Here is a 12,699-nt window from a genome sequence, read left to right as displayed (position 1 = left end):
ACTTACTCTGGAGTAAGGTCGGGGTGAGAGAATGCACCGACGCTTCTCGTACACGGTAGGGCAGTGAGGTCTCGACATGGCGTGGAACCCCAGCGAAATTCCGGACCTGACCGGGCGGACGTTCGTGATCACCGGAGCCAACGGCGGCATCGGCAAGCACACCAGCAGGGCGCTGGCCGCCAAGGGCGGCACCGTGATCATGGCCTGCCGCAACACCGCCAAGGCTCAGCAGATCGCCGACGGCCTCGCGGGTGATGTCCGGGTGGCCGCGCTGGATCTGGCCGACCTCGCCTCGGTGCGCGAATTCGCCGACCGGACGGGTGAATTCGATGTGCTGATCAACAACGCCGGGCTGATGAACATCCCGTTCTCCCGCACCAAGGACGGCTTCGAAACCCAGTGGGGCGTCAATCATCTCGGCCACTTCGCGCTGACCGGCCTGCTGCTGGACCGCATCGGGGACCGGGTGGTGTCGCTGTCCAGCATCGCGCACAAGCAGACCCCGAAGCTCTGGGTCGACGACCTGAACTACGAGCGGCGCAAGTACCAGCGCAACCTCGCCTACGCGCAGGCCAAGCTGTCGAATCTGATGTTCGCCCGCGAGCTGCAGCGGCGGCTGGCCGAGTCCGGCTCGGCGAAGAAGTCCTACGCGGTGCACCCGGGTGTCTCGGCGACCGACCTCTTCACCCGGACCGAGACGCCGATCGACAAGGTCGCCAAGCCGTTCATCGCGACGGTCGGGCACTCCCCCGCCAAGGCCGCCGAGTCGAGCCTGTTCGCCGCCACCACGCCCGACGCCGATCCGAACACCTATTGGGGCCCGACCTGGATGTTCGGCGCACGCGGCCCGGTCAAGCCCTCGCCGTCGAACAAGCTGTCACAGGACCGTGAGTTGTGGCGGCGGCTGTGGGAGGAATCCGAGCGGCTGACGGGCATCACCTACAAGTTCTGACGGCCGCGGACTCGGGAGGGCCTGCCACTACGTACCGCGTAGTAGACGAGTACCGTGGTGGGCGTGTCCGCTCCACACCGCCGCCCGGCTCTGATCACCCTGGTGATCGTCGCCGCGCTGGTCTGCCTGGCGCTCGGCTGGTGGCAGTGGGGGCGGTTCGAATCATCGACCGGCACGGCGCAGAACCTCGGTTACGCCCTGCAATGGCCGCTGTTCGCGGGGTTCGTGGTGTTCGCCTACTTCCGGTTCGTGCGCCTGGAGCGGGAGACCGCGGCGGAGGAGGCGGGCGAGGAGAGCATTGCCACGCCGACCGACAAGAGCGCGAAACCCCTACCGCCACGCGAGATTCCGCCCGGCATCCTGCCCGCACGGCCGACCGCGCGCCGCGACGACGACCCGGTCCTCGCCGAATACAACCGCTATCTGGCGGAGCTGAACGCTCAGGACATGCGGCAGCAGCTCGACACCGCCGGGCTCGCCGGGCGCAGCACGGAGACGAGCAGCCGGTGAGCACGAACCACCGCCGCCTGAGCGGCCCACCCGGCGCGAGGTCCACGCCGTCTCCCCCTCCTTCATCCATCGCCTCATTCGAGAGGAGCGCCGGTTGAGCGCCGCCGAGAACTCCACCGACACCACCCCGGACACCGAGCCCGCCGACGCCACTCCGGGCGCCACCGACACGTCAGCAGTGACGACCGCGGCCGCTGCGACGTCCGCCGACAATTCCGCCACCGGCACGACGGCGCAGCCGCGCGCTGCTGCTGCGAGCACGGCGCGGATCCGTTCGGCGCTCACCCGCTACCGGGTGCTGGCCTACATCACCGGTGTGTGGCTGCTGCTTCTCTGCGCCGAGATGGTCTACAAGTACCTGCTGCTCGAGGACAGCAGCACGGCGCCGCACTGGTTGTTCTACGTCGGCCAGATCCACGGCATCTTCTACATGCTGTACCTGGTGTTCACCATCGACCTGGCGATCAAGACCCGCTGGAAGCCCGGCACCACGGTCGTCACCGCCCTCGCCGGCACCATCCCGTTCCTGTCCTTCGTCTGCGAGCACTACCGCACCCGCCAGGTGCGAGCCGCCTACAACCTCTGACCGTTCAAGTCCGAGCCGCCCACAACCTCCGAGCGTCGGGCGCGCGCCACACCGCCAGGTCGCCGATGCGATACATCCGGGAGCCGGCCGCGCCGTACGGGTTTCAGGCCCGAGCCGCCTACGGCATTTGCATTGCCGGTCAGTGCCCGGCGAGTTCGGCGAGGGCGGGGAGCAAGGCGCGCAGGGCGCGGCCGCGGTGGGATGCGGCATCCTTTTCGGCGGCGGTGAGCTGGGCCGAGGTGCGAGTCTCGGCTTCCGGGACGAACAGGGGGTCGTAGCCGAAACCGTTGTCGCCGAGGGGCTCTCGGCGGATCACCCCGGGCCATTCGCCGACCGTGACGACCTCGCGGCCGTCGGCGACCAGAGCACACGCGGAGACGAACCGTGCCCCGCGGCGCTCGTCGGGGACGTCGGACAACTGCGCCAAGAGCAGGCTGTTGTTGGCGGCGTCGTCGCCGTGCCGCCCCGACCAGCGCGCCGACAGCACCCCGGGCATGCCGTTGAGCGTGTCCACCGCGAGACCGGAATCGTCCGCGACACAGGCCAACCCGGTGGCCGCGGCGCCGTCGCGCGCCTTGGCCAGCGCGTTCTCCTCGAAGGTCGCGCCCGTCTCGGGGGCCTCCGGGTAGGGCGGCACCTCGTTCAGGCCCACGATCTCCAGGCCCTCGATACCGGCTTCGGCGAGGATGCGCCGCAATTCGTCGAGCTTCTTGGCATTGCGGCTGGCGACCAGCACGCGCCGCCGCTCGGTCATTTCCGCTTCTCCGGCTCCGGCAGCACACCGGGATACGGCAGCGCCAGCGCCTCCTTCTGCACTGCGAACAACTGCTCGCAACCGGCCAGCGCGGAATCGAGCAGTTTGTCCAGCGTGGAGCGGGGGAAAGTAGCGCCCTCGCCGGTGCCTTGGATCTCCACCAGCGTTCCGGTGTCCGTGGCGACCACGTTCATGTCGACCTCGGCGCGCGAGTCCTCCTCGTACGGCAGGTCCAGCCGCACCCGGCCGTCGACCACGCCCACGCTGACCGCGGCGATCATGCACGAGATCGGTTGCGGGTCGGCCAGTTGCCCGGCCGCGCCCAAGTAGGTGACGGCGTCGGCCAGCGCCACGTACGCGCCGGTGATGGCGGCCGTGCGGGTACCGCCGTCGGCCTGCAGCACGTCGCAGTCGAGGGCGATGGTGTTCTCGCCGATCGCGGCCAGGTCGATGCAGGCGCGCAGCGACCGCCCGACCAACCGGCTGATCTCCTGGGTGCGCCCACCGACCTTGCCCTTCACCGACTCTCGTCCGCTGCGGGTGTGGGTGGCCGCGGGCAACATCGCGTATTCGGCTGTGAGCCAGCCCAATCCGGAGTCACGCCGCCACGGCGGCACGCCCTCGGTGACGCTCGCGGTGCACATCACCCGCGTCTGCCCGAACTCCACCAGCACCGATCCCGCTGGATGCGTGGTGAACCCACGGGTGATCCGGACCTCGCGGAGTTCGTCGTCCGCCCTGCCATCGGCTCGTCTCGACACGAGGAGCAGCCTAGTGGGCCGGTTAAATCTCGAAGACCTCGCCCGGCGACACGGCGTGCACGGGGCCGCTGAACTGTTCCTTCGCCTCCGCGATCACGTCCTCGCGCGAGGTCCACGGCGGGATGTGGGTCAGCAGCAGTTCGCCCACGCCGGCGCGGGTGGCGATCTCCCCGGCCTCAGCGCCCGAGAGGTGAATACCCGGCGGGCGATTGGCCGGGTCGTGCGTCCACGACGCCTCGGACAGCAGGACGTCCGCGCCCTGCGCGAGTTCGAAGACCGCCGGGCACAGCGCGGTGTCGCCGGTGTAGACCAGGACCCGGCCGGACGCGGTGGTGAGCCGCAGGCCATAGGACTCCGGCGGGTGGAACATGCGCCGAGCGAGCACGGTATGCCCCTGGCCGAAGGGGATTTGCTCGCCCTCCGACCACGGCCGCATATCGATGACATCGGACCAGTCGTCGCATTCGCCGCCGATCTCGGCCGAGGCGTTGCCGATGCGCAGCGCGGAATCCGACGGCCCGTACACGACCGCGCGACCACTCGGCGGATTCGGGTGATAGCGCCGCCAGACCAGCAGGCCCGGCAGATCCAGGCAGTGATCGGCGTGCAGATGGGTGAGGAAGATGTTCACCTCACCGGGATCCAGATGGCGCTGCAGCGCGCCCAGGATGCCGGGACCGAAATCGATCACCGTCGGTGTCATGTCCGGACCGGTGAGCAGATAACCCGACGCGGGGGAATCCGGGCCGGACACACTGCCCGAACACCCGAGGACGGTGAGGCGCATTCCCCCATGCTGCCACGCTGAATTCTCACTCAAGAGGGGATCCCCCAAACACCGGCCGGGCTCCGCGATCATCCCGGCGACGCGGGGCGGCCGACACTACCCCCGCGGCGACGACGACGTTCATCCCCAGAGAGTACCCAGCCGGCAACCAGTCCACCCACCGCCCCGAAAAGATGCCCTTGCCAAGAGATTCCGGGCTGTCCGGGCAGTACTCCCCACAGAATCGACCCGTACAGCAATCCCACGACCAGGCCGATCAGTATCTGCCAGAGGTTACGCGCGAAGAACCCGCGGGAGATCAGATAGGTGAGCCACCCGAAGACCAGCACCGACGCGCCGACGTGTATCGAGTTCGGATCCGCGATCAGCCAGGTCCCGAAACCGCCGATCAGCCAGACGATGGCGGTGGCCGCCAGACCGCGGCCGATCCCCGTGAGCAGTGTCAGCAGGCCGAGCACGAGCACCGGCAGGGTGTTGCCGATCAGGTGCGCCCAATCGCCGTGCAGCAGCGGCGCGAACAGGATTCCGGTCAGCCCGTCGGTGCTGCGCGGGTGCACGCCCTCCTGCTCGAGCCGGTCACCGGTGGCGGTGTCGACGCCCTCGATGCCGTAGAGCAGCACGACGAAACCGAGCGTGATCGCGATAGCGCGCTGCCACAACAACTTCAGCGCCGCCGACGAGGTGCCCCGCTGCGCGAGCGGCGATTTCCCCTGTTGCCCGCGCCAGGCCGCGATCCGATCGGGATCGAACGACGAGCCCATTCCTGCGGTCACCGGCCATCACCTCCTCGCGAAGACCTCGGGCCGGTAGCGGCCCATACGCGACCGGACTCCGCACCCCCGAGCGTACCGATGAACCCGCCGGACCCGCCGCGTCCTCGTGCCTGCCGACTCGGCTCAGGCCCAGAGCTGGCCGTCCAATTTGTCCTCGGCCTCTTCGAGCGTGCCCTCATATGCCCCGGTCGACAGGTATTTCCAGCCGCCGTCGGCGACCACGAACGCGATGTCCGCCCGCTTCCCCGCCTTCAGCGCCTTGGCGCCCACGCCGAGCGCGGCGTGCAGGATCGCGCCCGTGGAGATGCCCGCGAAAATGCCCTCCTCGCCGACCAGTTCCCGGGTGCGCCGCACGGCGTCGTAGGGGCCGACGGAGAATCTCGAGGTCAGCACGGATTCGTCGTACAGCTCGGGCACGAATCCCTCGTCGAGGTTGCGCAGCCCGTAGACGAGTTCGCCGTAGCGCGGCTCGGCGGCGACGATATCGATGGACGGCACCTTCTCACGCAGGAATCGCCCGGTGCCCATCAGCGTTCCGGTGGTGCCCAGCCCCGCGACGAAGTGCGTGATCTCCGGCAGGTCGGCCAGGATCTCGGGGCCGGTCCCCTCGTAGTGCGCCAGCGCGTTCGCGGGATTGCCGTACTGGTACAGCATCACCCAGTCGGGATTCTCCGCCGCGATCCGCTTCGCTTGCGCCACTGCCTGATTGGAGCCGCCGGCCGCGGGCGAGTCGATGATCTCGGCGCCGAACATGGTCAGCAGCTGACGCCGCTCCACCGAGGTGTTCTCCGGCATCACGCAGACCAGGCGGTACCCCTTCAGCTTGGCCGCCATGGCCAGCGAGATACCGGTGTTGCCACTCGTCGGCTCCAGAATCGTGCAGCCGGGCCGCAGCGTCCCGTCGGCCTCGGCGCGCTCGATCATCCGCAGCGCCGGGCGGTCCTTGATGGACCCGGTCGGATTGTGGTCCTCGAGTTTGGCCCATAGCCGCACGTGGTCGTCGCCGTCCCATTTCGGCGACAACCGGCGCAGGCCCACCAGCGGCGTATTACCGAGGGTGTCGATCAGGGATTCGTAGCGCGCCACGGGAAATCAGCCGCCGGCGACGGCGGGCAGGATCGTCACGGTGCCGCCCTCGGGCACCTCGGCCGCGAGACCGCCGGCGAATCGCACGTCCTCGTCGTCGACGTAGATGTTGACGTAGCGGTTCAGCTTGCCGTCCGACAGCAGCCGCTCCTTCAGCCCGGAGTAGTTGTTCTCCAGGTCGTCGATCACCGCGGCGAGGGTGGCGCCGGTGGCCTGCACGCGCTTCTCGCCACCGGTGTGGGTGCGCATGATGGTCGGGATGGACACGGTTACCGGCATGAGGTACTCCTTGCTTCCTGTCGGGACGGTGTTCCTGGTGCGGACGGGCTCAGACGGTCGAGTACTCGGGCACGATCCGCACCGGTTCCTCGGTCACCACCCCGTCCACGATCCGGTAGCTGCGCAGTTCGTGCTCTTCCGGGTCGCGGGTGGAGACCAGTACGTAGTGGGCGTTGGGCTCGGCGGCGTAGGAGATGTCGGTGCGGCTGGGATAGGCCTCGGTCGCGGTGTGCGAGTGGTAGACGACCACCGGTTCCTCGTCGCGATCGTCCATCTCGCGCCAGACCCGCAGCTGCTCGCCGGAGTCGAACCGGTAGAACGTGGGCGATCGTTCGGCGTTCAGCATCGCCACGAATCGCTCGGGGCGGTCGGATCCCTCGGGCCCGGCGATGATGCCGCAGGCCTCGTCCGGGTGGTCGGCGCGAGCGTGCGCCACCATCGCGTCGACGAGGTCGGCCCTGATCACCAGCACAGTCGAAATCCTTCCGCTCACACCCGACGCACACGCCACGAGGTCGAAACGCTGTCGTCAACGGCCCAGAATATGCACCTATTCCCCGACCGACGGCCGCAGCCCCCGAATTTCCCGCGCCGGATCGGGAAATGTGCTAGTCGACGTCGCTGTCAATAGTTATCCGCAGCGAGATTCGAATTCTGCTCACGGCGCGAGGGCTTGCAGGAGGGAATCCTGCATCCAGGTGAGCCAGTGATAGACGTCCAGATGCGGGGCCCGCGGGTCGTCGGGAGCGAGTTGCTCCGGGGTGTCGTTCTCGATGCCGAGGGCGGTGCCCAGCGCCAGCCGGACATCGTTGAGGGCGCTCAGCCAGGCATCGGCCTGCTCGGGGGTGAGCACGACCTTGCCGCCCGTCGCGGGCAGCGTCTCGAGCACCACGCTGCCCGCCGCCACCTTGGCCTCGATGATGTCGGGTTCGTGCAGGCCGCGCAGGGCGCTGTTGAGATCGGCGCGGTCGGCGTCGGGCGAGCCGGGCTCGGGCCGGTGGAAGTCCGGCAGCAGCCGCGCCAGCCGCGGATCGTCCGGGGGACTCGTGTTGCCGCTGCGTAGCCCGGTCAGCTCGGCGAGATCGTCCTCGGGCGCCGACTGCGCCCGGTCGCTCAGCAGGCCGGTCACCGCGCCCACCAGCGAGCGCAGCACCTCGGCCTCCCGCGCTTCCATCTCCGACCGCAGCTTGAGCCCGCTCAGCGAGTTCTTCCTGCTCCACTTGCGCACGGGGCTACGGTAGTCGTCCCGATCAGTCGTCACGCTGCATGGTGGCCCACAGTCCGGCCGCGTGTAGTCGCTGCACGTCGTGTTCCATCTTGTCGCGTGAACCGGACGAAACCACCGCCTTACCCTCGTTGTGCACCTTGAGCATCAACTCGGTTGCCTTGGCTTTGCTGTAGCCGAACAGCTTCTGAAATATGTAGGTGACGTAGTGCATCAGGTTCACCGGATCGTCCCACACCACCGTGACCCACGGCCGGTCCTCGGCCTCCAGGATCTCGGTGGCCTCGACGGTTTCCGGAGTCGCCTGCGGCGCCGACAGCCGCACGGTGGCGATGCTCCCGGGGCCCGGCGTGTGCACCGCGGTCACGTTCGCGCCGACCGGACCGGCAGCGACCCGGACAGCGTGGTTCATGCACAGACCCATAACCCTCAGGGTACGACTCGACCCCGGATAAACAACACCCGCCGGTAGCCGATTCGTCCCTGTCCCCAGCCACATCCGGGACCCGCGCGGGCGAGCCGCCTGGCTACAGTGGCGGCGTGGACACCGCCTCGGCACCCAGCACCGCGCTGCTGACCGACCAGTACGAACTGACCATGCTGGCGGCCGCGCTGGCCGACGACTCGGCCCGGCGGCAGTGCACCTTCGAAGTGTTCGCCAGAAGATTGCCACACGGTCGGCGCTACGGCGTGGTCGCGGGCACCGGCCGGTTGCTCGAGGCCCTGGCCGAATTCCGTTTCGGCCCCGCCGAACTCGACGTCGCCGCCGGTTTCCTGGACGACCGCACGCTGGAGTGGCTGCGCGACTACCGGTTCTCGGGCGATATCGACGGCTACCGCGAGGGCGACCTGTACTTCCCCGGCTCGCCGATTCTCTCGGTGCGGGGCGAGTTCGCCGAATGTGTCGTCCTGGAGACGCTGATCCTGTCGATCCTCAACCACGACAGCGCGATCGCGTCCGCGGCCGCCCGCATGGTCAGCGTCGCGGACGGCCGCCGGATGATCGAGATGGGCTCCCGGCGCACCCACGAACTGGCCGCGCCGGCCTGTGCCCGCGCCGCCTATCTGGCCGGTTTCGACGCCACCTCGAATCTGGAAGCGGTGCGCCGCTACGGCGTTCCCGGAGCGGGCACCAGCGCGCACGCGTTCACCCTGCTGCACAGCGGGCCGGACGGCCAGCACGAGGCGGCGGCGTTCCGCAGCCAGCTCGAGGCGCTCGGCATCGGCACCACACTGCTGGTCGACACCTTCGACATCACGCAGGGGGTGGCCACCGCGATCGAGGTGGCCGGACCCGAACTCGGTGGGGTGCGGATCGATTCGGGCGATCTCGGCGTGCTGGCCCGGCAGGTGCGCGACCAACTCGACGCGCTCGGGGCGACCCGGACCCGGATCGTGGTGTCGGGCGATCTGGACGAGTACTCGATCGCCGGGCTGCGCGCCGAGCCGGTGGACGCGTACGGCGTCGGCACCTCTCTGGTCACCGGGTCCGGCGCGCCGACCGCCGGGATGGTCTACAAGCTGGTCGAGGTGGAGGGCGTGCCGGTCGCCAAGCGCAGCAGTCACAAGGAGTCGCGCGGCGGCACCAAACTGGCGATGCGGTTGTCGCGCGAAACCGGGACGATCGTGGAGGAGATCGTGTATCCGGCCGCCGGGCCGCGCCCGGATCCCGGCGGCTTCGAGGCGCGCGAGCTGCTCGTTCCGCTGGTCCGCGCGGGTGCGATCGCCGACGACCGGCCCGGCCTGCGGGAGGGGCGAGAGCTGGTCGCGCAGGGCCGGGTCAGCCTGCCCTGGGAGGGTTTGAAACTGTCGGCCGGGGAACCCGCGATCCCGACCACCTTCCTACAATGAGAGCACCGAGCCAGAGGTGCGAAATATGACCAGAGCACTCATCGTCGTCGACGTGCAGAACGATTTCTGCGAGGGCGGTTCGCTGGCGGTCGCGGGCGGCGCCGCGGTGGCCCGGCGGATCAGCGAGTACCTGGACGTCTCCGATTACGCCGCCGTCGTGGCGACCCGCGACCACCACATCGATCCGGGCGCGCACTTCTCCGACAACCCCGACTACGTCGGCACCTGGCCCCCGCACTGCCGCGTCGGGACGCCCGGCGCCGAGTTCCATCCGAACCTGAATCTCGCCCCGATCGAGGAGATCTTCTCCAAAGGCGAATACAGCGCGGCCTATTCGGGTTTCGAGGGCGCCGCCGCGGACGGCACTCCCCTCGCGGACTGGTTGCGCGCCAACGACATCGATACCGTGGACGTCTGCGGCATCGCCACCGATCACTGCGTCCGCGCCACCGCCCTGGACGCCCGCGCCGCGGGGTTCGAGACCCGGGTGCTGCTGGGTCTCACCGCCGCCGTCGCCCCCGGCACGGCCGAGCAGGCGCTCGACCGGATGCGCGGGGCCGGCGTGGAACTCGCGGGCGAGCTGGAGCACTGACGGTCTACGTCAGCTTCGCGAAGAATCCGCGAATGTCGGCGGCCAGGATTTCGGGCACCTCGTAGGCGGCCCAGTGCCCGCCCTCGCTGTACTCGTTCCACTGGACGATATTGGCGTGGTCGCGTTCGGCGAACTTGCGGGGCGCCCGGAAGTCGTATCCGAACGAGGCGAGGCCGAGCGGGACCGTGGTCGGTTCGGTGGCGTGCGCGCCGTGCCCGTCCTCGAAGTAGAACCGCGCGGAGGACGCCGAGGTGTTGGTGAACCAGTAGAGCGCGACATTGGTGAGGATGTCGTCGGGATCCAGCGTGCCCAGCAGCTGACCGCTCCAGGCCAGCTGGCCGACCGGGGAATCCGAGAGCCCGTGCGCCAGCGTCTGCGGCTGTGCCCGCTGCGCGAAGTCGTGGATGGAGTGTTCCAGGAACTTCTGCCCGAACCGCACACCCATCAGTTCCTGCTCGCTGAGTCCGTCCAGTTCGCCCGGCTCGCCCTGCGGGAAGGAGAAGATCTGGTTGACGTGCACGCCGATCACGTTGTCCGGGGCCAGGCGGCCGATTTCCGGGGAGACGATCGCGCCGCCGTCGTTGCCGTGCACGCCGTAGCGCTCGTATCCCAGCCTCCGCATCAGTTCGACGTAGGCGGCGGCCATCCGCTCACGCGCCCATCCGATGTCGGCGGTCGGACCGGAGCAGGTGAAGCCCGGGTACGACGGGATCACCAGGTGGAACTCGTCGGTGAGCAGTTCCACCAAGCCCAGGAACTCCACGAAAGAACTCGGCCAGCCGTGCGTCAGCATCAGCGGCGTCGCCGCCGGATTCGCCGAGCGGATGTGCAGGAAGTGAATGCTCTGCCCGTCGATCTCGGTGACGAAATGCGGGTACGCGTTCAGCTTCTCTTCCACTGCCCGCCAATCGAATTCGTCGCGCCACCGCTGAACCAACGTGCGCACGAACTCCCCCGGCACCCCGTACTCCCACCCCGCCGGCACCGGAATGCCCACATCGACCTTCCCCGCCACCCGCTCCGCCGGCAGCTCGTTCGCGAACCGCGCATGCGCCAGCCGATAGCTCAGGTCATCCAGCTCGGCCTGCGGAATCTCGATCCGGAAGGAACGAATCTCACTCATACTCTTCTCCTCACTCACCAGAACGGAATGCTTCGTTCTGCTCTACGATCAGAGTAGCAGAATGGATCGTTCCGTTCCAACGCCAATCCGAAGAAGCCTCATCCGCTGGCCAGGAACTCTGTCAGGGCTGTGGCGGTGGCGTCGGGTTTTTCGAGTTGGGGGTAGTGGCCGGTGTCGTCGAGGACTGTGAAGGTGGCTCGGGGGAGGCGTGGGAGGAGGTTCGCCCCACCCGCCCCGCATTCCGCGAGAGTCCGCGCGTGACTGTCGGACCGGCGCAGTAATCTGCCTGAGTGCCCGAACTCCCGCCCGTCCCCACCCTGCTGGCGACCGCTGTCGACGCGCTCGGCGGCGCGGCGCGCAAGGGTCAGCAGACCATGGCGGCCGCGGTCGCGCACTCCATCGACACCAAGGAGCACCTGGCCGTACAGGCCGGTACCGGCACCGGCAAGTCGCTGGCCTACCTGATACCGAGCCTGCGGCACGCCGTGCAGACCGGCCGCACGGTGGTGGTCTCCACGGCCACCATCGCCCTGCAACGCCAGCTGGTGGACCGCGACCTGCCGCGCCTGGCCGAGGCGCTGGAGCAGCCGCTCGGCCGCCGGGCGCGGTTCGCGATCCTCAAGGGCCGCAACAACTATCTGTGCCTGAACAAGATCAACAGCGCCGTCCCGGACGAACCGGCCGACGCCGAACTGTTCGACGCATTCGCGGTGTCCCGCCTCGGCCGCGAGGTGCAGCGGCTCAACGACTGGGCCTCCGACACCGAGACCGGCGACCGCGACGAGGTCGCGCCGGGCGTCACCGACCGGGCGTGGCGGCAGGTCAGCGTGTCCTCGCGAGAATGCCTGGGCAAATCGCGCTGCCCGTTCGGCACCGACTGCTTCGCCGAACGCGCCCGCAGCGAATCCGGCCAGGCCGATGTGGTCGTCACCAACCATGCGCTGCTGGCCATCGACGCCATCAGCGGCATCCAGGTGCTCCCGGAACACGATGTGGTCGTCATCGACGAGGCCCACGAACTGGTGGACCGCGTCACCGGCGTGGCGACCGCCGAGCTGTCCACCGCCGCCATCACCGCCGCCGCCAAACGCTGCGCCAAACTCGCCGACGAACAAGAGGTCGACCGGCTCGAGGGCGCCGCCGACGCCTGGCACGACCTGCTCGAGGACCTGCCGCCGGGCCGCTGGGACGCCCTGCCCGACGGCGTCTCCCCCGTGCTCGCGCTGGTCCGCGATGCCGCCTGGAATCTCCGCACCGCGCTGGCGCCGCCGGGTGTGTCCGTCCCGCAAGGTGATCCGGAGTCCGGGGGGGGGGGGGGGGGGGGGGGGGGGGGGGGGGGGGGGGGGGGGGGGGGGGCGGGGGGGGGGGGGGGGGGGGGGGGGGGGGGGGGGCGCGCGGGGGGGGGCGGGGGGGGGGGGGG

General features: G+C 69.3%; 16 protein-coding genes. 6 read left to right on the top strand and 10 right to left on the bottom strand.

What is annotated here, in order from left to right; translation table 11 throughout:
- The first annotated feature begins 76 nt into the window (after positions 1-76).
- The 3 genes from QH470_RS10525 (at position 77) to QH470_RS10515 (ending at position 2,048) form a co-directional block, all read left to right on the top strand.
- Entirely contained in the window at positions 77-952 is an 876-nt protein-coding gene (locus tag QH470_RS10525; protein WP_280272115.1) for an oxidoreductase, read from the top strand.
- A gap of 57 nt (positions 953-1,009) precedes the next feature.
- Positions 1,010-1,462, top strand: coding sequence for a transcriptional regulator (locus QH470_RS10520; protein WP_425302645.1), 453 nt, complete (start codon positions 1,010-1,012; stop codon positions 1,460-1,462).
- 178 nt (positions 1,463-1,640) lie between these two features.
- On the top strand, positions 1,641-2,048 hold the full coding sequence (locus QH470_RS10515) for a DUF3817 domain-containing protein (RefSeq protein ID WP_425302647.1): 408 nt from the start codon (positions 1,641-1,643) through the stop codon (positions 2,046-2,048).
- 139 nt (positions 2,049-2,187) lie between these two features.
- On the opposite strand, the gene rdgB is transcribed toward QH470_RS10515, so the two are convergent.
- From rdgB to clpS, 9 genes are all read right to left on the bottom strand, one after another.
- Entirely contained in the window at positions 2,188-2,802 is a 615-nt protein-coding gene (gene rdgB, locus QH470_RS10510) for an RdgB/HAM1 family non-canonical purine NTP pyrophosphatase (protein WP_280272113.1), read from the bottom strand.
- Positions 2,799-3,563, bottom strand: a complete 765-nt coding sequence (rph, locus tag QH470_RS10505; protein ID WP_280272112.1) for a ribonuclease PH — start codon at positions 3,561-3,563, stop codon at positions 2,799-2,801. Before rph ends, rdgB begins: the two co-directional genes overlap by 4 nt.
- Before the next feature lie 22 nt (positions 3,564-3,585).
- The gene (locus tag QH470_RS10500; RefSeq protein ID WP_280272111.1) at positions 3,586-4,350 is read right to left on the bottom strand and encodes a cyclic nucleotide-degrading phosphodiesterase; all 765 of its coding nucleotides are present in this window, start codon (positions 4,348-4,350) and stop codon (positions 3,586-3,588) included.
- Between the two features lie 68 nt (positions 4,351-4,418).
- A complete protein-coding gene (locus QH470_RS10495) occupies positions 4,419-5,111 on the bottom strand; it encodes a rhomboid family intramembrane serine protease (RefSeq protein ID WP_400182994.1) in 693 nt (230 codons plus the stop codon).
- Positions 5,112-5,246: 135 nt separating this feature from the next.
- The gene (locus QH470_RS10490) at positions 5,247-6,209 is read right to left on the bottom strand and encodes a PLP-dependent cysteine synthase family protein (RefSeq protein ID WP_280272109.1); all 963 of its coding nucleotides are present in this window, start codon (positions 6,207-6,209) and stop codon (positions 5,247-5,249) included.
- 6 nt (positions 6,210-6,215) lie between these two features.
- On the bottom strand, positions 6,216-6,488 hold the full coding sequence (locus QH470_RS10485; RefSeq protein ID WP_280272108.1) for a MoaD/ThiS family protein: 273 nt from the start codon (positions 6,486-6,488) through the stop codon (positions 6,216-6,218).
- Between the two features lie 49 nt (positions 6,489-6,537).
- The gene (locus tag QH470_RS10480; protein WP_280272107.1) at positions 6,538-6,960 is read right to left on the bottom strand and encodes a M67 family metallopeptidase; all 423 of its coding nucleotides are present in this window, start codon (positions 6,958-6,960) and stop codon (positions 6,538-6,540) included.
- A gap of 186 nt (positions 6,961-7,146) precedes the next feature.
- Positions 7,147-7,716, bottom strand: a complete 570-nt coding sequence (gene aosR / locus QH470_RS10475) for an oxidative stress transcriptional regulator AosR (RefSeq protein ID WP_280272106.1) — start codon at positions 7,714-7,716, stop codon at positions 7,147-7,149.
- Between the two features lie 22 nt (positions 7,717-7,738).
- Positions 7,739-8,125: an ATP-dependent Clp protease adapter ClpS gene (gene clpS, locus QH470_RS10470; protein ID WP_280272105.1), complete on the bottom strand. Its 387-nt coding sequence runs from the start codon at positions 8,123-8,125 to the stop codon at positions 7,739-7,741.
- Positions 8,126-8,253: 128 nt separating this feature from the next.
- Here clpS and QH470_RS10465 point away from each other — a divergent pair, with 128 nt between their 5' ends.
- Both QH470_RS10465 and QH470_RS10460 read left to right on the top strand, forming a co-directional pair.
- A complete protein-coding gene (locus QH470_RS10465; RefSeq protein WP_280272104.1) occupies positions 8,254-9,564 on the top strand; it encodes a nicotinate phosphoribosyltransferase in 1,311 nt (436 codons plus the stop codon).
- A gap of 25 nt (positions 9,565-9,589) precedes the next feature.
- A complete protein-coding gene (locus QH470_RS10460; protein WP_280272103.1) occupies positions 9,590-10,156 on the top strand; it encodes a nicotinamidase in 567 nt (188 codons plus the stop codon).
- A 4-nt stretch (positions 10,157-10,160) separates the two neighbouring features.
- Here QH470_RS10460 and QH470_RS10455 read toward each other — a convergent pair whose 3' ends face one another.
- Positions 10,161-11,279 carry an epoxide hydrolase family protein gene (locus tag QH470_RS10455; RefSeq protein ID WP_280272102.1) on the bottom strand — a complete coding sequence of 373 codons (1,119 nt, stop codon included), beginning with the start codon at positions 11,277-11,279 and terminating at the stop codon, positions 10,161-10,163.
- Between the two features lie 290 nt (positions 11,280-11,569).
- Here QH470_RS10455 and QH470_RS10450 point away from each other — a divergent pair.
- On the top strand, positions 11,570-12,699 hold a 1,130-nt coding region (locus QH470_RS10450; protein WP_280272101.1), incomplete at its 3' end, for an ATP-dependent DNA helicase.

Source organism: Nocardia wallacei (assembly GCF_029868745.1).
Classification (GTDB): domain Bacteria; phylum Actinomycetota; class Actinomycetes; order Mycobacteriales; family Mycobacteriaceae; genus Nocardia; species Nocardia wallacei_B.
Note: the sequence above shows the minus strand (reverse complement) of the source record. Positions and strands in the feature narration are given on the sequence as shown.

Excerpts from the sequence above, each read along its gene's own strand:
- clpS (WP_280272105.1), bottom strand. The coding sequence starts at position 8,125 with ATGAACCACGCTGTCCGGGTCGCTGCCGGTCCGGTCGGCGCGAACGTG.
- QH470_RS10500 (WP_280272111.1), bottom strand. The coding sequence starts at position 4,350 with ATGCGCCTCACCGTCCTCGGGTGTTCGGGCAGTGTGTCCGGCCCGGAT.
- QH470_RS10495 (WP_400182994.1), bottom strand. The coding sequence starts at position 5,111 with ATGGGCTCGTCGTTCGATCCCGATCGGATCGCGGCCTGGCGCGGGCAA.
- QH470_RS10460 (WP_280272103.1), top strand. The coding sequence starts at position 9,590 with ATGACCAGAGCACTCATCGTCGTCGACGTGCAGAACGATTTCTGCGAG.
- rdgB (WP_280272113.1), bottom strand. The coding sequence starts at position 2,802 with ATGACCGAGCGGCGGCGCGTGCTGGTCGCCAGCCGCAATGCCAAGAAG.
- QH470_RS10455 (WP_280272102.1), bottom strand. The coding sequence starts at position 11,279 with ATGAGTGAGATTCGTTCCTTCCGGATCGAGATTCCGCAGGCCGAGCTG.
- QH470_RS10525 (WP_280272115.1), top strand. The coding sequence starts at position 77 with ATGGCGTGGAACCCCAGCGAAATTCCGGACCTGACCGGGCGGACGTTC.
- QH470_RS10485 (WP_280272108.1), bottom strand. The coding sequence starts at position 6,488 with ATGCCGGTAACCGTGTCCATCCCGACCATCATGCGCACCCACACCGGT.